This window comes from Agrobacterium sp. CCNWLW155, from assembly GCF_036888815.1.
GTDB lineage: Bacteria > Pseudomonadota > Alphaproteobacteria > Rhizobiales > Rhizobiaceae > Agrobacterium > Agrobacterium radiobacter.
Genome location: NZ_JBAKFW010000001.1, coordinates 1,028,442 through 1,052,976, shown reverse-complemented (window position 1 = coordinate 1,052,976; position 24,535 = coordinate 1,028,442). Strand labels below are relative to the sequence as shown.

Genomic DNA, 24,535 nt, shown 5'->3' with positions numbered 1-24,535 from the left:
AAACGCGATGTGTTTCAGGCTACTGGTGATACGGTGCGACACCGGCTAAGCTTTCCCCGCAGCAATAGGATTGATTCATGTCGCTTCGACTTGCCACCTTCAATATCGAAAATCTCCTCACCCGTTTCGATTTCACCGGCTTTCGCAACCAGACGCGGCGCGACAGGGCGATCCAGCTTTTCGATATCAGGGATGAGGCAACCTATCAGGCGCTGGAAAGCGCACGGATGGTCTCGTCCACCGACGATACGCGGCAGCTTTCGGCGCTCGCCATCGCCGATGCGGATGCCGACATTCTCTGCCTGCAGGAAGTCGACAACATGGCTGCGCTGCAGGCCTTCGAATATGGCTATCTCTACCGCATGGTCGGTAATGGCTACCTGCAGAAATATCTGGTCGAGGGTAATGACAGTCGCGGTATCGATGTCGCCGTCGTCATGCGCGAGGAAACGCGAGACGGCGACAAGATCGAGGTGGTCGATATCAAGAGCCATGCGGCGCTGACCTATCGCAATCTCGCTCTCTTCAATCCTGCGCTGGCCGCCACAAACCAGATCGATGACAAGATTTTCAAACGGGATTGTCTGGAAATCGATTTGAGGATCGGCGGCAAACCGTTGACGCTCTACGTCACGCATTTCAAATCCATGACCAATTCCCGCGATCCGGTCGATGCGCGGCTTGCCACCATGCCGATCCGCGAGGCGGAGGCCATGGCCGTTCGCCGCATCATCGAAAACCGCTGGGGTGTCGGCAATAGCCGTAACAAGAACTTCGCGATCTGCGGTGATATGAACGACTATCAGGAGCGTATTGCGATTTCCGGCGACCGGCGCAGCGGCTACAGCTTTGCGCCGATCGAGGAGGAGCGCAGCGCGCTTGATGTTTTTACGGCCGATGATTTCGTGGTCAATCCGATGATGCGCCGTGATGTCATGGACCGCTGGACGCTTTATCATTCCCGCGGTCCTCAGGAGCAGCATCTGTGCCAGCTCGACTATATCTGGCTTTCGCCGCGTCTCGCCGAGACGAACGCCACGCATGTGCCCGAAATCATTCGCAATGGACAGCCTTTCCGGACGGTATTCCCGCCGGGGCAGGAGGTCGAACGTTATCCGCGCACCGGTTGGGATCGTCCGAAGGCTTCCGATCATTGCCCCGTGGTCATGACGCTGGATCTGATATAGGCGAGGCGAAACCTGCCGCCGGCAATGTCGCTCAGCCGTTCGCGACCTTGGGGAAATAGGTTGCCCAGACCCGGTTACGGCCCGCGCGCTTGGCCTCGTAAAGCCGGTCGTCGGCAATGGCGATCAATTCGTCCCAGCTGTTGATCGCACGCGCTTCCTGCCAGACCACGCCGAAACTTGCCGTCAGGGACAGGCCGCTCTGCTCATCGATGATCTGGGCCTCGATCAGGCGGCGAAGGCGGTCGGCGGTGGCCGTCGCCGTGGCGTGGCTGACATCCTGCAGCACAACGACGAATTCCTCACCGCCATATCGGGCAAGAATGTCGTCCTTGCGCAATGCGCCCTTCAAAAGGCTCGCCGTTTTCTGCAGCGCGAGGTCGCCCATGGCGTGGCCGTATCGGTCGTTGATCGACTTGAAGTGGTCGATATCGACAATCATCACGCCCAGCGCCGGACATTGCTCGTTGCCGCTGAGGATGGTGCGAACGGCCTTTTCCAGTGCGCGGCGATTGAAGACGCCCGTCAGGGCGTCGGTTTCGGAGAGCTTGCGCAGCTGCTCGGCCAGCGCTCGCTGCTGGTCCTCCATTTCTCCTTTCTGGCGAAGCTGTTCGCGCAGGAAATCAAGTTCCTGGAACATCTTCTTCACTTCCGGAGCGACGCCATCCTTATAGTGTGCCTCGGAAAGATCGCCTGCCGCTATCGCGGCGATCTGCGTCCGGACGGACTGCATGGGCTGGAACAGCGCTGTCTTGTAGACCGATGTGAGGCGAAGCAGGACCAGAACCGCAATGAAGGCGATTAACAGAGACGCTGCGCCATAGATGAGCGCTTCCTGCTTCTTCTTTTCGATTCTCGCCCGGGTTTCGGCAAGAATGAGGTCACGCAGCTTGTCCGACGACCGCATGCCCTGAATGTAGCTTTCGGAAAACTCACGCACGCTTGGGCGCGCAGATGGCACGACGATGGCAATCGTATTCTGCGCATAGCGAAGCGCCTGACCGAAATAATAGGCCTCAAACTCACGAAATGCGGTGTCCAGACGCGGGGTCGAGAGATAGGCGGCGGTATAGTTCCACAATGATGACTTCACCAGCATCAGGCTTTGCATCTCGGTGTCGAACTTTGCGCGATAGCTTAACCTGTCCTGCCGGTTTGCCTGCATGCTCATGATGACATAGGAACCGAGGCGGCCGATCCTGTCGCGCATCACGCCGGCCGTGCCGGTCATGGCGATGTCGATCGCCACGTCAGGCGTCTTTGTTATGATGGCGCGTGCAGCCCTGCCGCGAAGCAGGTTGACACTGTCCGCCGCCTTGAACATCGACTGAATGGCGTTGGCCATGGCGCTGTAGCTGCGTGCTTCAGGCGAAAGGGCAGCAACGTCGTCCACCGCCTCTCGCGAATCCGCCAGCTTCTGGCGGGTTTCGGCAAGCGATTTCGCCAAGCCGGGTTGCGCTTTAATTTCCTCGGCGAAGGAGGTCTCGACCTGGGACAACTTGTCGTCCGTCGCCTTGCGCGCCGCGGCGAGGGCTTCGACCAGGCTTGCGTCCACGGCAGACGACGCCATCAGATTGTTGGCAGGACCGCGCTCTGCCGAAACCAGCCAGGCGGACTGGAGCGCGGTTTCAAAGCGGCCAAGCTGCTGCGCATTCGTCCGGTAACGCAGATAGTTGGAGACGCTGGGCAGCGCGGCAAGAGTAGCCAGCAGGATGGAGCTTACGGCAATGATGATCGTGCCTGTCAGCTGGATTTTCTGTATGCTCGCGCGCATCTGATGCGTTATTCTCGCTGGAATGGTTATGGTTCATGGCCATTCTATCTCCGCCGCGTAAATACTTCGCTTATTTTATGGGCCTTCTGCTTTAATAGTGATCATGCGGACAAGCGGGCCGTCGCGGTGTGGAAAAGCAACCGACTGACGGCCTGCCGACAGTTTTTGCTTTACACCAAGTCAGAATCTGATAGTTGGCAAGGCACTGGCTTGCCCTTGTAGCTCAGTTGGTAGAGCACCTGATTTGTAATCAGGGGGTCACGAGTTCGAACCTTGTCGGGGGCACCAGTTTTCTCATTGTTTATCAATGTTTTATCTTGTCGTTCAAAATCATCCATTTTGCTGCGCGGCGCATTTTACATTCCGTCGCCAGCGCGTTTCCCTGCGCCATGATGACGTGAAGCCGCTTGGCGTCCAGTTCTGTCCGAATGAATTCACCAAGACGCCACAAGCAAGAAAGACAAGAATTTCGAGCGGGGCGCGGGCACGGTTTTCGCCAGGGAAAGCAAGTTTTTCGATTGGCGGGCGCGGCGGATACGACAGCCGCAGATGAAGCGGAGCGGCGGGGCTGCGTCAAAAAGACCGCGCATATGAAGTTGTTGCAGCAGCAGTTTTGAGGTAGCGCTCCTCACGACAGATAGTGTCAAGTAACAGCCTGGAAATATGCAAATGATGGATTGGGATTGGGTAGACTGGTTCCCTATAGTCGTCTTTCCGCTCAAGATTCTCGTGTTAGGCACGGGCATGTTCTTCGCCATTAAGTGGCACCACGATCAAGCGAAGAACGAAAAGAAAAACGGCGGATCGTAAGCGCCCGCCGAATATGTCCTTGGCGCCTCGGATTGGTCGGTCGATCCCAGTGATGCGGCAACAATTCGCCCAACAGGGCGACGGGATTGCCGCTTAGTCTGGGGCGCGAGACAGACCCCTTTATTGCCTGGTCTTTCAGGATGATTGTAAAGCCTGCGGGTTTAAGCATATTGTTCAGCGATAAGTTGAGCAACAGCGGGCGCTTCCAATGGATGCATACGGTCATTTGCGGATATTGGTAAGCCTCATCCTCGGCTTGGCAATCACCAGAGTTTTGTCTGGTCTTTCCAGAAGGTTGCAGGAGCCGCAAAAAACCGATCGCATGCACGCGCAGATCGTCTGGTCGATTGTCCTGCTTCTTGGAGCGGTCCACTTCTGGTGGTGGGAGTTTGCCCTGCGGCTCATCCATAACTGGAATTTCTGGATCTACATCTTCGTTCTGGTTTACACGTCGCTCTTCTTTTTGATGTCGACGCTGCTTTATCCCGATCATATTCAGGAGTTGTCCGAGCGGGAAAGTTTTTTCGTGCGCAGGCGACATGCGTTTTTTGCCTTGTTTGCCGCGTCGTTCGTCTTCGATCTGATGGACACCTACATCAAGGGGAAGGAACACTTTGAACAGCTCGGGCCATGGTATCTGGCAAGGATAGTCGGCGGCCTGCTGATTGCTGTTGTGGCAATGAGAACCGATAGCAGCCGCAAAATTATGTGGCTCGGTGTTGTCTGGCTCTTCGTTAACGCGCTCTGGATAACGGCGATCTACAGCGATCTGTTTTAGTTCTTCCAGCGGCAAAGCAACCAGAATCGCAATTATGGCCCGTCGCTGAGAGTGGAACGCGAGCGGGCAGAAGCGCACAAAGCGGGGTGGCGGTTTTAAAAATCCCTATGGCTTTACGTGATAAAGCTTGTGCACGATCGACCAGTTGCCGTCGCGTTCCAGCAGGGACAAATATTCATAAAAATCCATGCCGTCGAAACGGGTCGTCAGCTTCACCGAGGCGCTGTCGCCCTCCTTGTCGATACCCATGATTTCGAAAGCGGGATCATGATCGGGGAGGCCACGTTCGCTTTTGCGCATGTGGTCAACAAAGTCCTCCAGGGATAACCATTCGATTTCGCCTTCGAAGGTTCCGACGATGCTGGCGCGCGGGTCGAAAACGTCACGCATCAGGCTTTCATCCGCATAGGCCATGGCATGGATGTAGTCCGTGACGGTCTGGGTAATGGTTTGCGGCATCGGATCGTCCTCCCTCAGGATCCAAAAGCCAAGCTTACACCCGTTGGCGAGGTTCCACCATAACCTCCTGAAAACGCGCCGGTAACGCTTTTCTTCAGGATGGTTTTGGGCCGGCTGCGGCAAATGCGGTGCTGCAGGGGCGGCATGTTTTGCCGCCGCTTTCCACAATTTTGTCCTGCCCGTCATTATAGTCGCCTTGGGTCCGACAAATTTCGGCCTCAAGGGCTTTCCGCCGGTCTTCCTGCCGCCTGCGGCAAGGCTTTTGTGTGGGCTTTGCCGGTTTAACCGCCGGGGCGGGGTGCCGTGCCGGGCGGATTTGGCCTATGATCCACTCGCAGGCCTTATGAGGGTGGCATCAGGTGTGCGGGTAACAGTTTGCGTTTGAAGGTGTTTTTGTGATTGATCCCTATGTTTTGCTTGGCGTGGAGCGCGATGCCGACGAGGCGGCGATCAAATCGGCTTACCGCAAGGTGGCCAAGGCCGCCCATCCCGACAGCGGTGGCGATGCCGAGCAGTTCGCGCGCCTGCAAACCGCCTATGAGCTTCTGAAGGATCCGGTGCGCCGCAAGGTGTTCGACGATACCGGCTATGATCCGCAGCTTGCCGACGCCAAGGACCTGAAGGGCCTGCTGATGCTGGAAACGCTGGTCAATGAGTTCATTCTGGACGAACGCGAGCCCGGCAGTTTCGACCCCGTGGCCGCCATGCGCCGCAAGCTGACCGATGATATTCTGAAAAGCCGTTTCCATATTCTCGAACTGGAACGGCACCGCACCCGGGTTCGCAAACATATGGACCGTCTTGGCCGCAAGCCGGAAACCGATGTGCTGAGTTCCATGCTGCGCGCCCGCAGCCAGTCCATCGCTGAAGCGATCCGCAACGCCGAAGCTCAGATCGAGGCGATCGAACAGGCCTATACGATGCTCGAGGGCTATTCCTACGAGCTGGAAAGCGTGATGCTGGCCGAGCCCTTGCTGAAAGGCGAGGCGGCGGAGTAAGCGCCCGTCACGGACCGTTGACGAGGGCGAGAATGAGCTGGTGCACCCGTCCGCCCGGGGAAAGCTCGTCGCGGTCGAAATCGCGGCCGCGCTGGCGCTGTTCGTTGGAAAGCTCGCCCAGCCGCTGCTGCAGCACGACGCGTACCTTCTGGCATTTGGGATCGTTTTCCGCCCTCAGGCCGGTGCTGAAGGCCTCGATCTTTTTCACCATGTCGAGGATGTGTTCGCCATGGACGCGCTCATGGGTTTCCACGCCGGAAATGAAGGTCTTCCAGCTGGCGGCGACGGCGGGCGGCAGATTGGCCGGCGCTTTCGGCCAGGTATAGATGATGGTGAGATTGGGCCTTGCTGTGGCGAGAATACAGGCACCATCCGGCTGCGGGCGGTAATCGCGCCGCCATGTCAGCTTGAAGGTGGTGTGGGCAATGGCCTGCACGCCGGCAGTGGGGCCGCGCTCGCCGATCGACTGGTAAAGCGCACCACCCGAATTACCGCTGATGGCATAGGTCTTTATCTGCTCGGCGGGTTTCCAGCCGGCGGACTGCGCTGACAGCGGAAGGGCGCTCAGCAACAGGGCGGTGCTGACGGAAAGGGAAAAAAGACTATGGGCGGGCACGCATCGATCCTTGGTGGTTTGCGCGCCGAAGATAGGCGAGGGGCATGCGGTCAGGCAAGGGGGTGTGGGCGAGGATCGCCGGCTCCTGCGCGGAATAATCCACACGAAAACCCCCGCGCCTCGGCGCGGGGGAGACAAGTGTACGACTGCAGGGGTAATCAGTCGTCCAGCTTGTCGTAATCGAGCTTGGGTGCGTTCTGCAGTGCGTCCTTGGTGGTGTCGACATAGGCCTTCCAGGTGCCGTTGTCGTTGTGGACGGCGACGGAAACGGGATCGAGAACCACATAGCTCTTGTCGATGCCAAGGAAGCCGCCGACGCTGGCGACAAGGCCGATCACCGACTTGCCGTCGCCGATGACGACATCTTCGATTTCGCCGATGTTTTCGTTCTGGGCGTTATAGATGTCCATGCCGTCAAGCTGGGAGGCGGTGAGATCGGTCTTCTGGACATTGACGAACTTCAGCGGGCCGCTGGCCTTGGTGCCCATGGTGATGCCCGGGCCGGACAAAGTGGCATCCGCACCGGCAGCAGGAGCCGTGGTTGCCGTCTGGGCAAAAGCCACGGAAGAGGAGAGCGCTGCTGCGGCAGCGAGAGCGATGACATTGATTTTCATGATGTTTCTTCCCTTTGTATGCTGAACGTTGCGTTCGGGGAAGAAACGGTGAAGGGCGAATTTGGTTCCGCATGGGAGCGCAGGAAATTTTGGTCTATGCTGAAAACCGGAACAGATGTGCAGCAGGCCGGGAGCGGCGGCGCGGCGAAATCGGGAGGGTATCATGGCAAAAACTGTGACGGAGAAAGCGGCGGAAGAGGCTGCGGCATCCGAGGTCATCGACCGGAAAATTGCAGAGCTGGACGACTGGCGCGGCGACACGCTTGCGCATATCCGTGCGGTGATCAGGACGGCCGATCCCGAGGTTATCGAAGAGGTGAAATGGCGCGGCGTGCCGGTCTGGTCGCATGCCGGTATTCTCTGCACGGGTGAAACCTACAAAAGCGCGGTGAAGATGACATTTGCCAAGGGCGCGTCGCTGGAGGACCCGGCGGGGCTGTTCAATTCCAGCCTGGAGGGAAACACGCGGCGCGCGATCGATTTTCACGAGGGGGATGTCGTGGATGACCAGGCGCTAGCGGCGCTGATACAGGCTGCGGTGGCGTTGAATGTGGCAGCGACGAGCGGGAAGAAACGAGCCGGAAAGTGATGAAACCGGTGGTGGGGAGGGCGATGCCTCAGTCCCGGGCTACGTCCGCGGCCTTGTCCCACTCCCCATCGATGAACTTCAGCGCGTCGATGATCGAGACCTTCCACACCGACCAGACGTGATCGCCATCGGTCACGCGCAATTCAGATTTGCGCTTGTCGGCCTGTAGCGTCTCATGCAGGGCGATGGCGCCGCGCCAGAGGAAGAAGCCGTCATCGTCGCCGACGGTCAGATAGGTGGCGGGCAGATCCTGGCTTTCAGCGACATGCTGCGCCACGAGGGTGAAGACGTTCTTTTCGTTGAAGAGCCTTGCATCGAAAGGCGTGCCGAAGGCGCCGGAGAAATGGTCGCCGGTTGAGGGCAGCACGATGCCGCTTGTAACGGTGGCGCGGTCAACCCGGTGAAAGAAAGCACTGTCCTGAATGAGCTTGAGTTCGGCAGGTGTCTTGTCGAGATCGGCGGCAGGGACATTCTGCCAGATGGCGCCCGACAGGCTGGCGACGGCGCCATAGAGGTCCTCGTGGCCATAGGCGAGATGCAGGGCGCCGAAGCCGCCCATGGAGAGGCCGGCAATGGCGCGGCCTTCCCGATCTTTCCGCACCGGCAGCGTTTTTTCGATCTGGTGGCGCAAATCGCCGGTCAGGGCGGTTTCGTAATCGCCGGGACCGCCGACGGCGGCGGAATCCACATACCAGCTGTTCTTGACACCAGGCATCACGACGACAAGCGGACGGATGGCGCCAGCCTCGATGAGCGTATCAAGCGTCTTTTCGATATTGCCGAGATCGCGCCAGCTGTTCTGGTCGCCATCATGGCCATGCAGGAGATAGAGCACCGGCCAGCCGTTTTCCGGCGGAGCGCCATCCGGGCGGTAGATGTTGACGGGAAGCGGCGCGTTGAGGGCCGCACTGTGGAAGGTGGCATCCTCGATCTGGCCGGCAAAGCTCGGGGCGCAGGAGAGGAAAAGGTATGAGAGCGCCAGATTTCTGAGATGCATGCCGTGTCTCCATACTGCTTGCCATTCCATAAGGGCGGTCAACGTTCAAGGGAACCGTGAGTTCCGGAAGACGTAACGCTGCTGCAATGTCATTCCCTCACATCTGCGGACCGGTATGACGGTCTCAGGTCCGGGAAGGATTGTTCCCGCCAAGGCCATTGCGCACATTTGATAATTTTGGATTTAAAACATGGTGACATTGATATTATCGCGTTTCACACGCTCGCTTATTTTACTTTTTCTCCTTACCGGCTGCATGACCACGCCCATCTCGAGTATTCCCAAGCTGATGCGGCTCGACTTTCTGACGATGAATTTCGAGCATGTGCGTGTAGGGCTGCAGCTTCCTGCCCATCTGTCATTGGGTTCCGGTGATGCGGTGATGATTATTCGCAGCGTTACAGACGGCGTAAAGGGCGAGACTGTCGAGACGTTTGCGTTGATCGAGGATAAGGACGCCGCCGCCCGCGCGCAGTTCCACGCGGAAAAGCGGGAGGGAACCGCCACAAGCGTGTGGAGAATAAAGCCTGAGGAGGTTTCAAGGCTTGCAACATTGCAGGAGAAGGTGCGCCTTTCCCGCATCGAGGGGCCGCGCATCAGGGGGAGTACGGAGATCGAGATATTGCGCGCCTGTGTCACAGGCGTTCTCCCGACCGGCCCGGTCTATTTCTCGACTTACATCAAGCCTGCGGAAAATGAAGACTACATTGCCATGACCGTGGATGCGGATCTGACGAAAGTGTTTGGTGCGGGCCAGGTCGCGGCGCGGATCAGACAGTGCGAAAACTGATCGCCGTTGCCGGGGCGCGTTAGCGCCCCGGCCGGCCCGTCTTGCCCTTCGTCCGGCTTTTGCGCTTCTGCTCGCCGGCGTCTTCATAGGACCCCGCGCCGATCTTGCCGCGCACCAGTGGTCGCGGATCATCGGTAGCACGCTCCGGCTGGCCTTCCATGAGCGGTGAGAAGCGTTTGCCGGATTCGGTCTCGGGCTTGTCTGGTACTGCGCTGCGCACGGGCTTTTCGGTCCTGCCCACGGTCATCTCGTCCAGCGTGTTCCTGCGGAACAGCGGTTTTCCCGCATCTGAGCCGGGGCCCATTTCATCCAGTGAGGGTTTGGTGAAAAGGGATTTGCCGCTTTCGTTCGGCGCGGCGTCCGCCTCCGTCCCGCCGGACGTCTCCCCCTCAGGCGGGGAGATCGACAAGTGGCTGCGTCTGTTGTTTTTTCCGCCGCCTTCGATGGCGCGGGCCTCTTCCTTCGCCATGGGATCATCCATGGTGGCGAGTTCGGCGGCCTTAAGACGTTTGATTTCGTCGCGCAGGCGGGCGGCCTTTTCGAAGTCGAGATCGGCGGCGGCATCGCGCATGGATTTTTCCAGCGCGTTGAGATGGGACTGCAGATTGTTGCCGACCAGATGGCCGCCATCGGCGAAGCCTTTGCCGGAAGCGCCGGAAATATCGGCCCTTACGTGGTCGCGCTCATAAACAGAATCAAGAATATCCGAGATTTTCGCCTTGACCGATTCTGGCGTGATACCGTGTTCGGCGTTATAGGCCATCTGCTTTTCGCGGCGGCGGGAGGTTTCCTCCATCGCCCGTTTCATCGAGCCGGTGATGTTGTCGGCATAAAGGATGACCTTGCCGTCGACATTACGGGCGGCGCGGCCGATGGTCTGGATCAGTGAGGTTTCCGAACGCAGGAAGCCTTCCTTGTCGGCATCGAGGATTGCCACGAAACCGCATTCGGGAATATCGAGGCCTTCGCGCAAGAGGTTGATACCAACAAGCACGTCGAAAGCGCCGAGACGCAGGTCGCGGATGATCTCGATGCGCTCCAGCGTGTCGATATCCGAGTGCATGTAGCGTACGCGAACACCCTGTTCGTGCAGATATTCGGTCAGGTCCTCGGCCATGCGTTTCGTCAGCACGGTGCAGAGCGTGCGGTAACCCTTGGCGGCGGTCTCGCGAATTTCACCGAGAACATCGTCCACCTGGCTACGGGCGGAACGAACCTCCACCGGCGGATCGATAAGGCCGGTCGGGCGGATGACCTGTTCGGCAAAGACGCCGCCGGCCTGTTCCATCTCCCATGAGCCGGGGGTAGCCGAAACCGCGACCGTCAGAGGCCGCATGGCATCCCATTCCTCGAAGCGCAGCGGACGGTTGTCCATGCAGGAGGGCAGGCGGAAGCCGTATTCGGCCAGCGTCGCCTTGCGCCTGAAGTCGCCGCGATACATGCCACCGATCTGGCTAACCGAGACGTGGCTTTCGTCAATAAAAAGCAGCGCATTATCAGGGATATATTCGAACAGCGTCGGCGGCGGCTCACCGGGATTGCGGCCGGTGAGATAACGCGAATAGTTTTCGATACCGGCGCAGGAGCCGGTCGCCTCCAGCATTTCGATGTCGTAACGCGTGCGCTGTTCCAGCCGCTGGGCTTCCAGCAGGCGTCCCGCCTTTTCCAGCTCGGCGAGGCGGACCCTCAGCTCTTCCTTGATCGACTTGATCGCGCCGTTCAGCGTCGGGCGCGGGGTGACATAGTGCGAATTGGCGTAGATCTTGACGGATTGCAGATCGCCGGTTTTCTGGCCGGTCAGCGGGTCGAATTCGGTAATGGAATCGATTTCGTCGCCGAACATCGAGATGCGCCAGGCGGCATCCTCAAGGTGGGCAGGGAAGATTTCGATGGTATCGCCGCGCACGCGGAAGGAGCCGCGCTGGAAATCCATGTCGCGGCGCTTGTATTGCTGGGCCACAAGGTCGGCCAGAAGCTGGCGCTGGTCCAGCCGGTCGCCCACCTGCATCTGGAAGGTCATGGCGGTATAGGTTTCCACCGAGCCGATACCATAGATGCAGGAAACCGAAGCGACGATGATGCAGTCGTCGCGTTCCAGCAGCGAGCGAGTGGCGGAGTGGCGCATCCGGTCGATCTGCTCGTTGATCGAGGATTCTTTCTCGATGAAGGTGTCGGAGCGCGGCACATAGGCTTCCGGCTGGTAATAATCGTAGTAGGAGACGAAATATTCCACCGCATTGTCGGGGAAGAAGTTCTTGAACTCCGAATAGAGCTGCGCGGCCAGCGTCTTGTTGGGGGCGAGGATGACAGCCGGGCGCTGCGTCGCCTCGATCACCTTGGCCATGGTGAAGGTCTTGCCGGAGCCGGTGACGCCGAGCAGGACCTGGCTGCGCTCGCCGGAATTGATGCCTTCCACGAGGTCGTTGATGGCCGTCGGCTGGTCGCCTGCGGGCTGATAGTCCGAGGCCATGCGGATGGTAACGCCGCCTTCGGACTTCGGCGGCCGGGCCGGGCGGTGCGGCGTCCACAGCTTGCCGTCCTTGAACAGCGGATTGCCGCTCTCGATCAGCTTCGACAGCGCGTCCACCGTTGCGGTGACGGCGCCCGGCGCGAGGTTGGCGGCATCCTCCAGCGATACGTCCATGCCGGCGACCGGATTGAGGCCGGCGGCGGCGCGGGTTTTCGGATCGCTCGATGCGCCGATGGAAACACCGCGCGCGGTCTTGGAGGCCGTGGTGTTCTTGGCCGTCTTCGAGGCGGCCTTCTCCGCGTCCTTGCGTGCTTCGATCTCGATCTTCTTGCGGTGCTTGCCCGCCTTTGAGGCGATTTCGCGCTGGGTTTCCACGGAGGATGCCTCCGCTTCCGCCTCGAGCTGCTTCACCCAATCGGAGACGCTGCCGCTGAGCGGCGCACCTTCGAATGACGATTGCGGAGCTTCCTCGAAGCCCGAGGGCGAGGAGGTGGAGTTTTTCGGTGATCTGGCCATGGGCGAAATATGGAGGGAGTCACGCACAAAGTGAAGGGGATACAGCGAAAAAATGAGTACAAAAAGGAAACGAAGCGTGCGGAACAAAATTCGGCCGGATGCGTTGCGTAGCGGCTGAAAACAGCTTTGCTAAAATCTGCAGAAAATCGATTCCGGTTTTCGGGCGGATGCGCTAGAGCAAATCCATACGGGCAGAATGACGTTTACCTTCAGACTGCTTTTTATACTGCATTTCATGACATCCCTCCCTTTTTCCAGGACCCATCATGCCGTTCTCAATTAGCCCTGCCCACATCTGGCCTGTCCTGATGCTTATCGCCTCCAATATTTTCATGACCTTCGCCTGGTACGGCCACCTCAAGCACAAGGGCAGCGCGCTCTTCCTGGCTATTGTCGCCAGCTGGGGTATCGCGTTCTTCGAATATGTGCTGGCCGTTCCCGCCAACCGCATAGGTTCGGAGGTCTATTCCACCGCGCAGCTGAAGACCATTCAGGAAGTCATCACGCTCGCGGTCTTCGCGCTGTTTTCGATCTTCTGGCTGAAGGAAAGCATCACCATCAATCACGTGATCGGTTTTGCGCTGATCGCCTTCGGCGCTTCCTTCATTTTCCGCTCCTGAAGACAAACGAGAGAGACTGGCGCTTTACCGGCGGAACCAATCGCAACGAATATGAGGTGATGTATCGATGAAAATACGCCCTGCAAGAGTTGACGACGCGACGGGAATGGCGGCGGTCCAGAACGAGATATTCTCGGCCGGCCTCCGAAAAGCGCCGACGGATATTACGGCGGTGCTGGAGAATTATATCCAGCACACCGATCGTATCGAGTGCTCGGTCGCCGAGGATGAGGACGGGCGCATTATGGGGTTCCAGTCGCTGCGTTATGCGCGGGCGGACAATCCCTATGGCGTGGCGGAAGGCTGGGGCATCATCGGCACCCATGTCAGCCCGCAGGCGGCGCGAAGAGGAGTAGGATCCGCCCTCTTCGCGGCAACGCGAAGGGCGGCAGAGGCGCGGGGCCTCAAGAATATCGATGCCAGCATCGGCGCGGACAACATGCTCGGGCAGGGTTATTACGACGCCATGGGCTTCACGACCTATCGCCAGCCGGAAGGGCTGGTCTGCAAGGTCTACCGGCTGGGCTAGGGCACGTCCGGTTTAAACGGAAGCGTCGGACGTGCTCCATCTCTTTGTTTATCGCATTATCCGGACGTAAAACCGCTACGCACTTTTACTGGAAATGCTCTGGATGCCTGCTTCCTGTCAGCTGCGATTGTCGTTTTCGGAATATTGCAGCCGCGCCTTGCAGATACGGACGTGGTTCTCATCGGCCCATTGCACCAGCAATTGCATCGGCACCAGAAACGAACGGCCGAGATTGGTCAGTTCGTATTCCACGCGCGGCGGTACCTGCGCATAAAGCGTGCGGCGAATGAAACCGTCTTCCTCAAGCCGCTTCAACGTACGCGACAACATCTGCTTGGAAATATCGTCGATCTTGCGGTTCAATTCGTTGAAACGCAGCACGCCGCCCTGAAGCGCTTCCAGAACCAGCAGGCTCCATTGATCGCCGATACGATCCAGCACGTCGCGTATGGGGCAGGGCTGGTCGAAGACGAAGATTTCTTTGGTTTGCATATCCGGCATTTGCCTCGCCCTTTCCATTTTCTTACCCCTTCAGGTCATCGCCGTGTGACCTGATCAGCGGCGGCTGACTTCTTGCGGCCGGGGTTGCGATATCATAGCTTTCATTAGCGGTCTATTATTTAGACCAATAACGATACCGACAAAGGAAGAAGTCATGGCTAAAATCGCGCTCATCGGAGCCTCCGGCAATGCCGGATCCCGTATTCTGAAGGAGCTTTCCGACCGGGGCCACAAGGTGACAGCGATCGCCCGCAGCCCTGAAAAGATCGCCAGCCTGCCGAACGTGGTGGCAAAACAGGGCGATGTTTTCGATCAGGCAGGGCTTTCGGAGCTGCTTAAAGGTCACGATGCCGTGATCAGCGCGGTGCACTTCACCGCCAGCGATCCCGTGACGCTGATCGAGGCCGTGCGCGCCTCCGGCGTTCCCCGTTACCTCGTGGTGGGTGGTGCCGGCAGCCTTGAAATCGCACCGGGTCAGCGCGTTGTCGACCTGCCGGATTTCCCGGCCGCCTACAAGGCCGAAGCGACCAAGGGCGCGGAGTTTCTGGACCGCCTGAGAGGGGAAAAGCAGCTTGACTGGACCTTCCTGTCGCCATCGGCCGAATTTGTGCCGGGGGAAAGAACCGGCAAATTCCGTATCGGCAAAGATGAGCTTCTCAGCAATGCCGAAGGCAGCCGCATTTCCTTCGAGGACTACGCCATTGCGCTTGTCGATGAAATCGAGAAGCCGCAGCATTCCCGCCAGCGTTTCACCGTCGGTTATTGAGAGGTATCACCCATGAATTTCGTGACACGTCGTCTTGCCATCGCCGCTCTCGCTTTAGCGCCTGCATTGATGGCCGCTCCGGTCCTGGCCGAAACCGCCAAGCGGGATCTCGCCCAGGAAGAGGCCAACCGCAAGCTGGTGATCGAGTTTTACGATACCGTTTTCAATAAGCATGAAGTGGAGAAGGGGGCTGCCGTCATTGTCGACAGCTATAAGCAGCACAACCCCATGGTGCCGGATGGCAAGAAGCCGTTCGTGGATTATTTCACCGGTCACTTCAAGGAAAACCCGCAGTCGAAGGCGCGCATCGTGCGCAGCGCCACGGATGGCGATCTCGTCTATCTGCATATTCATTCGACCGAAAAAGACGGCGATCGCGGTACGGCCATCGTCGATATCTTCCGCGTCACCGACGGCAAGATCACCGAGCACTGGGATGTGATCCAGCCCGTTCCGGAAACGGCGGCGAACAATAATACGATGTTCTGAGGGCAGTCTCTCGACGCCTCACCGATGACAAGGGAACAGCCGGGATTTTCGCCCGGCTGTTTCCATTTTCAGATTGTGCGCGGTTTCTGACGGGACTGTATGATCAGGTCCAGCACGAGCATGACCAGCAGGCTCGCGCCCACCAGCGGGAAAATGACGCCGCCGATGGCGAGCATGACGAGCAGGCCGCGAAGCACGCGTTTTTCCTGAGGCAGGGGCGGCACTCCGAGCGACCCTTTCGGACGGCGTTTCCACCACATGACGCCGGCGGACACGGCAAGCAGCAGAATGCCGATACAGGCCGCCAGAAGCACGATCTGGTTGGCGAGGCCATATTGCTGTCCCAGATGCACGTTGATGCCCCATTCCAGCGCCTTGCCGAGCGGGCCGTAATCGGCGTAGCTCATGTCGATCAGCGGCTCTCCGCTATATTGATCAAGGTGCACAACGCGCTGTTGACCGAGATCATCGGGATAGACCGAGCCGCTATAGACGCCGGTCGGTTTTCCCGGCAGGGCGACGGCATAACCGGCGGCAAGGCCGAGTGCGTCGAAACGTGCGATCGCCTCGTCGATTCCGATCGGCTGGCCTTCGGAGGCGGTGGTGGATTCCGGTATTTTTGCCTGCTCCAGCGACCAGCTTGTCTTCGCCACATGATCGAGATGGTCTCCGGACATCGGCACATCGGTGCGGATGCCCGCCGGGTACCCGAAGTTGCTGCCATTCGCCCATTCATTGACCTTCGCGCCCCATACGCCCGACCAGGGCATGCCGGTGACCGCAAGAAAGACGATGAAAAAGCCGACGAAAATGCCGGTGACGGCATGGGTATCGCGCCAGAAGACCCGTTTTTTCGGCGTGCCGCGCACGGTGACGACTCCACCCGTCTGCTTTCGCGGCCACCAGAGATAGATGCCGGTGGCGACAAGAAGGATGGACCAACCGGCCGCGATCTCGATCAGATAGCGGGCATAGGCGCCGAAATATTTCAGGCTGTGGAGATAACGGATCGTCCACATGATGGTGCCGCGATCCGGCAGGGAACCGGCCACCTCAGCGGTGTAGGGGTTTACGTAGACGGCCCGCTTTCCAACCGCCGTATTGACGGTGATTTCCGTCGAAGCACCTGGATCGGCCGGTGTCGTATATTTGACGGCGGTGCCGGGAACGGCCGCGAGCGCTACGGCCACGATCTCGGAAGGCAGGGCTTTTGGCGCGTTTTGCGCTACCTCGATGCGCTTCAGGTCCGAATGGATAAAATTGTCGAACTCGTCCTGGAAGAGATAAAGCGCGCCGGTGACGGCGAGCGATATCATGAAGGGCAGGACGAGGAGACCGGCATAAAAATGCCAACGCCACACGGCGCGGTAAAGATTTGCGGACGAGGAATGCGCAGGCGCACGCTCGCCCTCGAAAGAGGTCGTAACGGACATGGATGTCTCCGCAAGAGAATGGATTTTCCGGCAGGCCGGACGGTGTTCTAGCGTTGCGGAGCGAAGGGCGGCGCGCGTGGGCGCGATTCCAGATTGGGCGGCGATGGCGACAGCACCGCGTCGAAATTCAAAAAGGCGACTTCGACCGCCGGGAGAATATTGTCCGCGCCTTCGACGGGAATAACCGGAAGAGCGGCGGCCGTGGCCGAGGCCAGACGGCAGAGCGTGCCGCAACAGTCATCGGCGATCTTGCCCGCCGGGTCGTGTTTGTCCGAGCCGCCTTCAGGCATATGGCTGGAACAGATGATCTCATCCGCCGCCAGCGCGGCCATCGCCATATTGCCGCTGGTCAGGCCATTGGCGAGACCCTGCAAAAGGAAAAGCAGAACCGCCAGCATGGCGATGGCGCCAGCCGAACTTCTATCCTGCATGATCCTGCGAATGAATCCCATGGGATCGGAATGTCATATTTGCGGCGAGATGTCACCGCGACACAATGACGGCAGGGGAGAGACAACAGGGATCGCATCGGTGAGGAATGATCCTGACAATGCGCGAGATGTCTATGCTGCCTGCTGTATATGGCGTTTGAGCTGAGAGCGGCACTGGAGCCCAGTGCCGCAACGCGATTATTCCGCTGCGGGAATGGGCGTGGGTTGTCCGTTTTCGTCCATTGCCACCATGATGAAAGTTCCGGCGGTGACTTTCTCCAGCTTGTCATAACGCGACCGCTGCGCCCAGGCTTCCACCGTGAGCGTGATGGACGTGCGGCCAACGCGGGCGATATCGGTATAGATGGACAGCGTGTCGCCGATCTTCACCGGCAGTTCGAAGGCCATTTCCTTGACCGCTGCCGTGACCACACGACAGCGGGAGCGTTCCGCGGCGCGGATGCCGCTCGCCAAGTCCATCTGTGACATGACCCAGCCGCCGAAAATATCACCGGCCGGATTGGCGTCGGCCGGCATGGCGAGCGTTCTGAGAGTCAGCTCGCCGGTCGGTTTGATGGTCGGGTTGGTCATGTTGAGATTTGCTCCATGCGAATGACAAAGGCGCAGCATGCGTTGCGCTTTGCGATTTCGCAAGGAAGGGCAAGCGTCAGGACGACGCTTTGCCCAGAAATTGCTGCGTTGCATAAAGGGCGATGGCCGCCGCATTCGAAACATTGAGCGATTTGATCTCGCCCGGCATGTCGAGACGGGCGAGCGCCGAGACGGTTTCGCGCGTCTTCTGGCGCAGGCCCTTGCCTTCGGCGCCCAGCACCAGTGCGATTTTTTCACCGCTAAAGGTCTGTTCGATGGGGGCGGGGCCTTCCGAATCCAGACCGACGGAGAAGAAGCCGAGCTTGTGCAACTCGCTCAGCGCATCGGCCAGATTGGTGATCTGGATATAGGGAATGAGTTCCAGCGCACCGGAAGCCGATTTCGCCAGCACGCCTGACTCGGTCGGGCTGTGGCGCATGGTGGTAATGACGGCGCCGGCGTTGAAGGCGACCGCCGAGCGCATGATGGCCCCGACATTGTGCGGATCGGTGACCTGATCGAGCACGAGGATGAGCGGGCTGTCCTTCAGCGCGCCGAGCCGCTTGACCGGCAGGGGCCTGGTTTCCAGCATCACGCCCTGATGGATCGCCTCGGGGCCGAGAACCTTGTCGATATCCTGCGGCGAAACCATCTCGACCGGGAAGGGCTGGGCATCCGCCTCGCCGATATCCAGCCGCGCGAAGGCGTTCTGGGTGACGGATAGCTTGATGAGTTGCCGTTCGGGATTGGCAAGCGCCGCGCGCACGGTATGCAGGCCGTAAAGATGCACCTGATCGGGCGCAAGCTGCGGCGGCTTCCAGTCATCGGCACCGCGGTTGCGGCGCTTCGGCTGCTGCGGGGTCGGAATTTCGCCCCGCTCGCGCTTGGCGTCGCGCACGGCACGGCGCAGGGTGGCATAGTGCGTGTCGCGGGTGGATTTGTTGTTGGGATCGTCTTTGCTCATGGCGCCTTATATCTCTGCAAAGAGGCGCGCACCAGCCCCCGCGATAATCCACAGGGCTGCAAACAGGTTTGAATTTTTTCCCGAAAATTCGTGAAAGGGCGTGTTGACAGAAACGAACGAGGCCGTCATATACGCGCCACAGACGACGCAACGGCGCTTCGCCGCAGCGAAATCTGAAGAGCTTGGTTGCTCGATCCTAGCAGAAAGCTGGAGGGATGCCCGAGTGGTTAAAGGGGACGGACTGTAAATCCGTTGGCTACGCCTACGTTGGTTCAAATCCAACTCCCTCCACCATTCTGCACGGATCGAAATCACCACCGCGGGTATAGCTCAATGGTAGAGCAGCAGCCTTCCAAGCTGAATACGCGGGTTCGATTCCCGCTACCCGCTCCAGTGACTTTTCCAAAAAGATCATTGACGTCCAACAAGCGCCGATTTTGCTGCGCCAGCGCCCGGATTTCTTATCGCGTGATTGTTTCAATCTATGGCCGCGTGAACGTCCTACGTTTGCGTAACCGGAAATCCGGTGGAAATCATTCGGCAATTTTGCGAAAACGAGCGTTTACATCCCCGCAATAATCAATAGGTTGGCCGCATCTTTTGAGCAGGTCGAACGTTCTCGCAAAAAGAGCGGCTGGAGAAAGTTATGAGTTCAAATACGCCGAAACTGGATAGTTGCGGCGCAGAGCCCATCCACATTCCCGGTGCTATTCAGGAACATGGAGCCCTTTTGGTTCTGTCCGCGCGGGAACTCTCCGTTGTGCAGGCGAGCGATAATCTTGCCGATTATATTGATGCGGCCTTACCAATCGGTACCGTCGTCACCGAAACAATCTTGCCGTTCATCTCTGAACTTTCCGCCTGGTATTCCGGCGAAGAGAGCAATTTCCGATATGCATGGGCTGAAAAGAAACTCGTTGTTTCGGCGCATCGATCCGGGACTTTGGTTATTCTCGAGGTCGAAAAGGCAAGAGAGGGCGAGTCGGCTGAAAAGCTGATGGGCGAACTTACGAATCTGGCGCAATATCTGAACAGCGCGCCGTCGCTGGAGGACGCGCTTTTTCGGACGGCGCAATTGGTGTCTTTGATCAGCGGTTATGATCGTACGCTGATCTATGACTTCGGACTGGACTGGAGCGGTCATGTCGTGGCGGAAGCCGGAAGCGGGACTTTGCCGTCTTATCTCGGACTTCGCTTTCCGGCGGGCGATATCCCGCCGCAGGCGCGGCAGCTCTACACCATCAATCGCCTGCGAATGATTCCCGATGTCGATTATAAGCCCGTCCCGATCAGGCCGCCGGTGAATGCGGAAACGGGAGCAGTGCTCGATATGAGCTTTTCTCAGCTTCGCAGTGTGTCGCCGGTTCATCTCGAATATATGCGCAATATGGGTACGGCCGCTTCGATGTCGGTGTCGATCATCGTCAATGGCGCTCTCTGGGGCTTGATTGCCTGCCACCACGCTACACCCCATTCGATATCCCTTGCCGTCCGTGAAGCCTGCGATTTTGCCGCGCAGCTCCTGTCGATGCGGATCGCCATGGAGCAGAGTTCCCAGGATGCATCCCGCCGGGTGGAGCTTGGCCACATTCAGGCGCGCCTGCTGAAGGGGATGGCTGCTGCCGAAAAATGGGTTGATGGACTGCTTGCGGGTGACGATGAAAAAAACGACCTGCTGAAACAGGTGGGAGCGGACGGCGCGGCACTCGTCCTCGGCGACGACTATGAGCTGGTCGGCAGGACGCCGTCACGGCAGCAGGTTGAAGAGCTTGTCCTATGGCTCGGTGAGCAGGACGTTGCCGATGTTTTTGCAACCGACAACCTATCCGGCGATTACGCCGCCGCTGAGGCCTATGCCGCCACCGCAAGCGGAATTATTGCGATGCGGGTTTCGGAGTTGCACGGCAGCTGGCTTATCTGGTTTCGGCCGGAAGTCATAAAAACGGTACGCTGGGGCGGTGATCCGCACAAGACGGTGCAGGAGAGCGGGCGCATTCATCCCCGCAAGTCTTTTGAAATCTGGAAGGAGCAATTGCGCAACACGTCATCTCCCTGGTCGGAGCCCGAGCTTGCGGCAGCGAGGGAGCTTCGCAGTGCGATCATCGGCATTGTCCTGCGCAAGGCCGAGGAGATGGCAGATCTGACGCGGGAATTGCAGCGGACCAATAAAGAGTTGGAGGCCTTTTCCTATTCCGTTTCGCACGACCTGCGTGCCCCGTTCCGTCATATCGTCGGGTTTGCGCAGTTGTTGCGGGAGCGCAGCAATGCCCTGGACGAGAAATCCTCGCATTATCTGCAGATGATATCAGAGGCGGCGCTGGGCGCCGGCAGGCTGGTGGATGATCTCCTGAATTTCTCACAGCTTGGTCGCACGCAACTGTCCCTGAAACCGGTGGATATGCAGAAGGTGGTGAGCGAAGTTCGTCGCTCTCTCGGGCACGCCGTTGCCGATCGCGAGATCGAGTGGCGCATCGGCGAGTTGCCGGTGATATTCGGGGATGCGACCCTGCTGCGGCAGGTCTGGTACAATCTCATCGAAAATGCCATCAAATATTCGTCCCGGGAGCCGGTCTCGATCATCACTATTTCTGCGGTCGAAACCGAGGACGACGTCACTTACTCGGTCGAAGATAATGGTGTTGGCTTCGATATGGCCTATTACAGCAAGCTTTTTGGTGTGTTCCAGAGATTGCAGCGGGTAGAGGATTTCGAGGGAACGGGCATTGGACTTGCGCTGGTCCGACGAATTGTCGAACGCCATCACGGTTTGGTCGGTGCCGAGGGAACTGTCGGTGAGGGAGCCACGTTCTTCTTCACATTGCCGGTTACGAAAGTTGAAGAGGAAAAAATTGCCTGAACTCAGACCCATTCTGCTGGTGGAAGATAATCCACGCGATCTGGAACTAACGCTGACCGCTCTTGAGAAATGCCAGCTGGCGAATGAGGTGGTGGTGGCACGCGACGGTACGGAAGCACTCGACTATCTGAATGTAACCGGTAGCTATCATAACCGCCCGGGCGGTGATCCGGCCGTGGTTCTTCTTGATCTCAAACTCCCGAAAGTGGACGGGCTTGAGGTTTTGCAGACGGTCAAGGGCAGCGATCACTTGCGGCATATTCCAGTCGTCATGCTGACGTCGTCGCGAGAAGAACAGGATCTCGTCAGGAGCTACGAACTCGGCGTGAACGCATTTGTCGTCAAGCCTGTGGAATTCAACCAGTTCTTCAAGGCTATACAGGATCTTGGCGTCTTCTGGGCTCTCCTGAACGAACCGCCGCCGGGTGCACATCGCAATGGCGGATGAGACTGTGTCGCGAATGGAGGCAAGCAGACTTCTTCTCCTCGAAGACAGTTCGGTGGATGCCGAACTGATCGAAGAACAGCTTTCACGTCTTTCGACGCCGCCTGCGGTAACGAGGGCCGTTGGCAAGGCATCGTTCATCGAGGCGTTGGAAAAACAGCAGTTCGATATCATTCTCGCGGATTTCTCTTTGCCGGACTTCGATGGCATGTCGGCGCTCGATGTCGTTATGGCGACAAGACCCGATACGCCGTTCATTTTCGTGTCCGGTGTTTTAGGTGAGGATGCGGCCATCGATGCATTCCGGCGCGGCGCGACGGACTACGTCCTCAAGCAACGGCTTGTGAGACTGCCATCCGCTGTGGAGCGCGCCCTGGCGGAAGCTCGGGAGAAACAGGAGCGAAAACGGGCGGAGCTGCACAAGGAGCTGCTCGTCCGCGAGCTAAGCCATCGTGTCAAGAATACGATGGCGATGGTCATATCGATCATCCGCAGAACGGCGAAAGGCAGCACCTCGATCGAGGATTATCAGGAACGGCTGGTGGCCCGCGTAAGCGCTCTGGCCGAAAGCCACGCCCTGCTTTTTCAGAGCAATTGGGGTGAGACGGATTTGAGAGATGTCGTGAAGCGCGCGATCGAGCCGCATAATACCTTCACGAGCAGGGTCGAACTCGACGGTCCGGATGGCGTTCATGTATCGCCAAAATCCGCTCTGGCGCTGGGAATGATCCTGCACGAGCTGGTGACTAACGCGCAGAAATACGGTTCCCTTTCCGGTGCGAACGGAAAGGTTGACGTTGTCTGGAAAAAGCTTCGTGACGGAGACGGACGCGACCGTATCAATCTGCGGTGGCGGGAAAGCGGAGGCCCGCCGGTCTCAATGCCGGAAGACACGGGCTTTGGAACCACCCTTGTAACAAGGGGCGCGCAATACGAATTGCAAGCGGAAAGTGAAATTCGCTACGACCGCGATGGCCTGCAATATCAGGTCATCTTTCCCCTGGACTAAGTCGCCACATGAAAAGAAGCGGCTTGGGGCACCGGACCGAGATTAGCCCCGCCCTAGTTGGTCAGTAAAAACTCATTTGCCAGAACATGCGAGAGATTGTCGAAATCGCAGGGTTTGGAGACGACGGTAAGCCCGTCCAGCTGCGCACGCACTCCGGGTATTTCCGCATATCCGCTGCATATGACGAAAGGGATATTTGCCGCCTTGAGCTCCTCGATGACCGGGAAGGACAATTCGCCTCTCAGATTGAGGTCAATGACTGCGCCGTCCAGATCAGTGGCGTTTATTTTTTCCAAGGCCGCGCCAATGTGCGAAACGGGCCCGACGACGTTGACCCCCAGATCGGAAAGAAAATCCTCCATATCCATCGCCAGAAGCGCGTCGTCCTCCAATACGAGGATTTGTTTTCCCTGGAAATTATAGCTCATCGTTATCGCATTCTCGTCAGTTCGGCTCAGTCGGGCACTGCCAATCAACATTGCAAAACCCCTAAGTCCCAAACTGGTTCCTTCCATAAATAAAAAGAAAACAGTCGCCTCTGATGTCGTCGTATTCTAGTTTGCAACTTTAATTCGTGCCTACCGGGAATGTATTTCTGTGATTGGTTTTTCACCGTTTGCCCAACGAAGCCTTTTGATGCTTGCCGTGGGTGTTGCGATTTTGATTGGCATGGTCTCCATGTCGTTGTGGCTGGTGCAGGTGAATAACCGCTATTCCCAGGAAACAGCGGAACTCCGACGTTTTCGTGCCGCTGTTTTGGATGTGCTGACGACGATGCAGGACATCGAAACCGGCCAGCGGGGATAGCTGCTGACCAATAATCGCGATTATCTCGTGCCTTATGAAGAAGCCCTGCGTGGCTTGCCCCAACGCCAGTCAAGACTTTTCGATCTTCTGACGGAAGACGAGCAATACAAGCAGTCTCTTTCGGGTTTGAGGCAGACAATCGACGCGAAGCTGGCTGAAACCCGTGAGACCATCGATTTGCAGCGTTCGGGCCGAATAACGGAGGCGGTTGAGGTCGTCCGTAATAATGACGGCAAACGCTTCATGAACGAGATCAGGAGTATTCTGTCGGACCTGCAATCGGACACAGATGATCGCCTGCGCATCATCGTTGCGGATCAACTCGGGGCTGCCAATAAGCTGCGCTGGGTAACGGTCGGCGGTGCGCTCGCTATCCTCATTGTGGTCGGTGGTTCGATCTTCCTTGTCTTCACCTATATCCGTGCCCTGAACAGGTCGCGGGAGGATGTCGATGAACTCAATCGTCATCTTGAAGAACGTGTCGAGGAAAGAACGCGG

General features: G+C 58.3%; 25 protein-coding genes, 3 tRNA genes and 1 pseudogene. 16 read left to right on the top strand and 13 right to left on the bottom strand.

Annotation, left to right across the window (positions count from 1 at the left end; all coding sequences use genetic code 11):
* Window positions 1-77: 77 nt before the first annotated feature.
* The gene (locus V6S97_RS05355) at window positions 78-1,187 is read left to right on the top strand and encodes an endonuclease/exonuclease/phosphatase family protein (RefSeq protein WP_334426221.1); all 1,110 of its coding nucleotides are present in this window, start codon (window positions 78-80) and stop codon (window positions 1,185-1,187) included.
* 31 nt (window positions 1,188-1,218) lie between these two features.
* Here the strand turns inward: V6S97_RS05355 and V6S97_RS05350 are convergent, their stop codons facing one another.
* Window positions 1,219-2,958 carry a GGDEF domain-containing protein gene (locus V6S97_RS05350; protein ID WP_003507597.1) on the bottom strand — a complete coding sequence of 580 codons (1,740 nt, stop codon included), beginning with the start codon at window positions 2,956-2,958 and terminating at the stop codon, window positions 1,219-1,221.
* 212 nt (window positions 2,959-3,170) lie between these two features.
* Between V6S97_RS05350 and V6S97_RS05345 the strand changes: the two genes are divergently transcribed.
* Window positions 3,171-3,246, top strand: a tRNA-Thr gene (locus tag V6S97_RS05345).
* A 469-nt stretch (window positions 3,247-3,715) separates the two neighbouring features.
* On the opposite strand, the gene V6S97_RS05340 is transcribed toward V6S97_RS05345, so the two are convergent.
* Both V6S97_RS05340 and V6S97_RS05335 read right to left on the bottom strand, forming a co-directional pair.
* Window positions 3,716-4,561 (bottom strand): hypothetical protein, encoded by an 846-nt coding sequence (locus V6S97_RS05340; RefSeq protein WP_162690857.1) that lies wholly within the window; start codon window positions 4,559-4,561, stop codon window positions 3,716-3,718.
* Window positions 4,562-4,651: 90 nt separating this feature from the next.
* Window positions 4,652-5,005, bottom strand: a complete 354-nt coding sequence (locus tag V6S97_RS05335) for a nuclear transport factor 2 family protein (protein ID WP_003507612.1) — start codon at window positions 5,003-5,005, stop codon at window positions 4,652-4,654.
* Window positions 5,006-5,400: 395 nt separating this feature from the next.
* Here V6S97_RS05335 and V6S97_RS05330 point away from each other — a divergent pair, with 395 nt between their 5' ends.
* Entirely contained in the window at window positions 5,401-6,003 is a 603-nt protein-coding gene (locus V6S97_RS05330) for a J domain-containing protein (protein ID WP_003507613.1), read from the top strand.
* A 7-nt stretch (window positions 6,004-6,010) separates the two neighbouring features.
* Here V6S97_RS05330 and V6S97_RS05325 read toward each other — a convergent pair whose 3' ends face one another.
* A complete protein-coding gene (locus V6S97_RS05325) occupies window positions 6,011-6,619 on the bottom strand; it encodes a DUF922 domain-containing Zn-dependent protease (RefSeq protein ID WP_003507614.1) in 609 nt (202 codons plus the stop codon).
* A gap of 158 nt (window positions 6,620-6,777) precedes the next feature.
* Complete coding sequence (locus V6S97_RS05320; RefSeq protein WP_003507615.1) at window positions 6,778-7,233, bottom strand: PRC-barrel domain-containing protein; 456 nt, start codon at window positions 7,231-7,233, stop codon at window positions 6,778-6,780.
* 163 nt (window positions 7,234-7,396) lie between these two features.
* On the opposite strand from V6S97_RS05320, the gene V6S97_RS05315 reads away from it, so the two are divergent.
* Window positions 7,397-7,822, top strand: a complete 426-nt coding sequence (locus V6S97_RS05315) for a DUF1801 domain-containing protein (RefSeq protein WP_003507616.1) — start codon at window positions 7,397-7,399, stop codon at window positions 7,820-7,822.
* 28 nt (window positions 7,823-7,850) lie between these two features.
* Here V6S97_RS05315 and V6S97_RS05310 read toward each other — a convergent pair whose 3' ends face one another.
* Window positions 7,851-8,819: an alpha/beta hydrolase gene (locus V6S97_RS05310; protein WP_334426218.1), complete on the bottom strand. Its 969-nt coding sequence runs from the start codon at window positions 8,817-8,819 to the stop codon at window positions 7,851-7,853.
* A 256-nt stretch (window positions 8,820-9,075) separates the two neighbouring features.
* Between V6S97_RS05310 and V6S97_RS05305 the strand changes: the two genes are divergently transcribed.
* On the top strand, window positions 9,076-9,609 hold the full coding sequence (locus V6S97_RS05305; protein WP_223564864.1) for a hypothetical protein: 534 nt from the start codon (window positions 9,076-9,078) through the stop codon (window positions 9,607-9,609).
* Window positions 9,610-9,628: 19 nt separating this feature from the next.
* On the opposite strand, the gene uvrB is transcribed toward V6S97_RS05305, so the two are convergent.
* A complete protein-coding gene (gene uvrB / locus V6S97_RS05300) occupies window positions 9,629-12,595 on the bottom strand; it encodes an excinuclease ABC subunit UvrB (protein WP_334426217.1) in 2,967 nt (988 codons plus the stop codon).
* A gap of 266 nt (window positions 12,596-12,861) precedes the next feature.
* On the opposite strand from uvrB, the gene V6S97_RS05295 reads away from it, so the two are divergent.
* Together V6S97_RS05295 and V6S97_RS05290 are read left to right on the top strand one after the other, a co-directional pair.
* Window positions 12,862-13,215, top strand: a complete 354-nt coding sequence (locus tag V6S97_RS05295; RefSeq protein ID WP_020009373.1) for a DMT family protein — start codon at window positions 12,862-12,864, stop codon at window positions 13,213-13,215.
* A 106-nt stretch (window positions 13,216-13,321) separates the two neighbouring features.
* A complete protein-coding gene (locus V6S97_RS05290; protein ID WP_003507621.1) occupies window positions 13,322-13,744 on the top strand; it encodes a GNAT family N-acetyltransferase in 423 nt (140 codons plus the stop codon).
* Window positions 13,745-13,861: 117 nt separating this feature from the next.
* Here the strand turns inward: V6S97_RS05290 and V6S97_RS05285 are convergent, their stop codons facing one another.
* The gene (locus V6S97_RS05285) at window positions 13,862-14,245 is read right to left on the bottom strand and encodes a winged helix-turn-helix transcriptional regulator (RefSeq protein WP_003507622.1); all 384 of its coding nucleotides are present in this window, start codon (window positions 14,243-14,245) and stop codon (window positions 13,862-13,864) included.
* 154 nt (window positions 14,246-14,399) lie between these two features.
* On the opposite strand from V6S97_RS05285, the gene V6S97_RS05280 reads away from it, so the two are divergent.
* Together V6S97_RS05280 and V6S97_RS05275 are read left to right on the top strand one after the other, a co-directional pair.
* On the top strand, window positions 14,400-15,011 hold the full coding sequence (locus V6S97_RS05280; protein ID WP_003507632.1) for an NAD(P)-dependent oxidoreductase: 612 nt from the start codon (window positions 14,400-14,402) through the stop codon (window positions 15,009-15,011).
* Window positions 15,012-15,023: 12 nt separating this feature from the next.
* Window positions 15,024-15,500, top strand: coding sequence for a nuclear transport factor 2 family protein (locus V6S97_RS05275; protein WP_003507634.1), 477 nt, complete (start codon window positions 15,024-15,026; stop codon window positions 15,498-15,500).
* Window positions 15,501-15,568: 68 nt separating this feature from the next.
* On the opposite strand, the gene V6S97_RS05270 is transcribed toward V6S97_RS05275, so the two are convergent.
* The 4 genes from V6S97_RS05270 to rlmB all read right to left on the bottom strand — a co-directional run bounded on the left by V6S97_RS05270 (window position 15,569) and on the right by rlmB (window position 18,919).
* Window positions 15,569-16,933, bottom strand: a complete 1,365-nt coding sequence (locus V6S97_RS05270; protein ID WP_003507637.1) for a PepSY-associated TM helix domain-containing protein — start codon at window positions 16,931-16,933, stop codon at window positions 15,569-15,571.
* A 47-nt stretch (window positions 16,934-16,980) separates the two neighbouring features.
* On the bottom strand, window positions 16,981-17,385 hold the full coding sequence (locus tag V6S97_RS05265) for a DUF2946 family protein (RefSeq protein ID WP_003507644.1): 405 nt from the start codon (window positions 17,383-17,385) through the stop codon (window positions 16,981-16,983).
* 177 nt (window positions 17,386-17,562) lie between these two features.
* A complete protein-coding gene (locus V6S97_RS05260) occupies window positions 17,563-17,955 on the bottom strand; it encodes an acyl-CoA thioesterase (RefSeq protein WP_003507645.1) in 393 nt (130 codons plus the stop codon).
* 76 nt (window positions 17,956-18,031) lie between these two features.
* Window positions 18,032-18,919, bottom strand: coding sequence for a 23S rRNA (guanosine(2251)-2'-O)-methyltransferase RlmB (gene rlmB / locus V6S97_RS05255; protein WP_003507646.1), 888 nt, complete (start codon window positions 18,917-18,919; stop codon window positions 18,032-18,034).
* A 209-nt stretch (window positions 18,920-19,128) separates the two neighbouring features.
* Here rlmB and V6S97_RS05250 point away from each other — a divergent pair.
* From V6S97_RS05250 to V6S97_RS05230, 5 genes are all read left to right on the top strand, one after another.
* A tRNA-Tyr gene (locus V6S97_RS05250) sits at window positions 19,129-19,213 on the top strand.
* 25 nt (window positions 19,214-19,238) lie between these two features.
* Window positions 19,239-19,312 (top strand) — tRNA-Gly (locus V6S97_RS05245).
* A 253-nt stretch (window positions 19,313-19,565) separates the two neighbouring features.
* Window positions 19,566-21,776 (top strand): sensor histidine kinase, encoded by a 2,211-nt coding sequence (locus V6S97_RS05240; protein WP_111792329.1) that lies wholly within the window; start codon window positions 19,566-19,568, stop codon window positions 21,774-21,776.
* The gene (locus V6S97_RS05235; RefSeq protein ID WP_003507648.1) at window positions 21,769-22,224 is read left to right on the top strand and encodes a response regulator; all 456 of its coding nucleotides are present in this window, start codon (window positions 21,769-21,771) and stop codon (window positions 22,222-22,224) included. Before V6S97_RS05240 ends, V6S97_RS05235 begins: the two co-directional genes overlap by 8 nt.
* A 13-nt stretch (window positions 22,225-22,237) precedes the next feature.
* Window positions 22,238-23,230 (top strand): sensor histidine kinase, encoded by a 993-nt coding sequence (locus V6S97_RS05230; protein ID WP_003507649.1) that lies wholly within the window; start codon window positions 22,238-22,240, stop codon window positions 23,228-23,230.
* Between the two features lie 53 nt (window positions 23,231-23,283).
* On the opposite strand, the gene V6S97_RS05225 is transcribed toward V6S97_RS05230, so the two are convergent.
* Complete coding sequence (locus V6S97_RS05225) at window positions 23,284-23,709, bottom strand: response regulator (RefSeq protein WP_223564862.1); 426 nt, start codon at window positions 23,707-23,709, stop codon at window positions 23,284-23,286.
* Between the two features lie 118 nt (window positions 23,710-23,827).
* Here V6S97_RS05225 and V6S97_RS05220 point away from each other — a divergent pair, with 118 nt between their 5' ends.
* Both V6S97_RS05220 and V6S97_RS29165 read left to right on the top strand, forming a co-directional pair.
* Window positions 23,828-24,037: a hypothetical protein gene (locus tag V6S97_RS05220; RefSeq protein ID WP_334426214.1), complete on the top strand. Its 210-nt coding sequence runs from the start codon at window positions 23,828-23,830 to the stop codon at window positions 24,035-24,037.
* Window positions 24,038-24,328: pseudogene (locus V6S97_RS29165) on the top strand (CHASE3 domain-containing protein); the annotation flags it as partial.
* Window positions 24,329-24,535 lie beyond the last annotated feature (207 nt).

What these genes read in the sequence shown, in the direction of transcription:
- V6S97_RS05355 (WP_334426221.1), top strand. Translation starts at nt 78, where the DNA reads ATGTCGCTTCGACTTGCCACCTTCAATATCGAAAATCTCCTCACCCGT.
- V6S97_RS05350 (WP_003507597.1), bottom strand. Translation starts at nt 2,958, where the DNA reads ATGCGCGCGAGCATACAGAAAATCCAGCTGACAGGCACGATCATCATT.
- V6S97_RS05335 (WP_003507612.1), bottom strand. Translation starts at nt 5,005, where the DNA reads ATGCCGCAAACCATTACCCAGACCGTCACGGACTACATCCATGCCATG.
- V6S97_RS05320 (WP_003507615.1), bottom strand. Translation starts at nt 7,233, where the DNA reads ATGAAAATCAATGTCATCGCTCTCGCTGCCGCAGCAGCGCTCTCCTCT.
- V6S97_RS05315 (WP_003507616.1), top strand. Translation starts at nt 7,397, where the DNA reads ATGGCAAAAACTGTGACGGAGAAAGCGGCGGAAGAGGCTGCGGCATCC.
- V6S97_RS05310 (WP_334426218.1), bottom strand. Translation starts at nt 8,819, where the DNA reads ATGCATCTCAGAAATCTGGCGCTCTCATACCTTTTCCTCTCCTGCGCC.
- V6S97_RS05305 (WP_223564864.1), top strand. Translation starts at nt 9,076, where the DNA reads ATGACCACGCCCATCTCGAGTATTCCCAAGCTGATGCGGCTCGACTTT.
- uvrB (WP_334426217.1), bottom strand. Translation starts at nt 12,595, where the DNA reads ATGGCCAGATCACCGAAAAACTCCACCTCCTCGCCCTCGGGCTTCGAG.
- V6S97_RS05295 (WP_020009373.1), top strand. Translation starts at nt 12,862, where the DNA reads ATGCCGTTCTCAATTAGCCCTGCCCACATCTGGCCTGTCCTGATGCTT.
- V6S97_RS05290 (WP_003507621.1), top strand. Translation starts at nt 13,322, where the DNA reads ATGGCGGCGGTCCAGAACGAGATATTCTCGGCCGGCCTCCGAAAAGCG.
- V6S97_RS05285 (WP_003507622.1), bottom strand. Translation starts at nt 14,245, where the DNA reads ATGCCGGATATGCAAACCAAAGAAATCTTCGTCTTCGACCAGCCCTGC.
- V6S97_RS05280 (WP_003507632.1), top strand. Translation starts at nt 14,400, where the DNA reads ATGGCTAAAATCGCGCTCATCGGAGCCTCCGGCAATGCCGGATCCCGT.
- V6S97_RS05275 (WP_003507634.1), top strand. Translation starts at nt 15,024, where the DNA reads ATGAATTTCGTGACACGTCGTCTTGCCATCGCCGCTCTCGCTTTAGCG.
- V6S97_RS05270 (WP_003507637.1), bottom strand. Translation starts at nt 16,933, where the DNA reads ATGTCCGTTACGACCTCTTTCGAGGGCGAGCGTGCGCCTGCGCATTCC.
- V6S97_RS05265 (WP_003507644.1), bottom strand. Translation starts at nt 17,385, where the DNA reads ATGGGATTCATTCGCAGGATCATGCAGGATAGAAGTTCGGCTGGCGCC.
- V6S97_RS05260 (WP_003507645.1), bottom strand. Translation starts at nt 17,955, where the DNA reads ATGACCAACCCGACCATCAAACCGACCGGCGAGCTGACTCTCAGAACG.
- rlmB (WP_003507646.1), bottom strand. Translation starts at nt 18,919, where the DNA reads ATGAGCAAAGACGATCCCAACAACAAATCCACCCGCGACACGCACTAT.
- V6S97_RS05240 (WP_111792329.1), top strand. Translation starts at nt 19,566, where the DNA reads ATGAGTTCAAATACGCCGAAACTGGATAGTTGCGGCGCAGAGCCCATC.
- V6S97_RS05230 (WP_003507649.1), top strand. Translation starts at nt 22,238, where the DNA reads ATGGAGGCAAGCAGACTTCTTCTCCTCGAAGACAGTTCGGTGGATGCC.
- V6S97_RS05225 (WP_223564862.1), bottom strand. Translation starts at nt 23,709, where the DNA reads ATGTTGATTGGCAGTGCCCGACTGAGCCGAACTGACGAGAATGCGATA.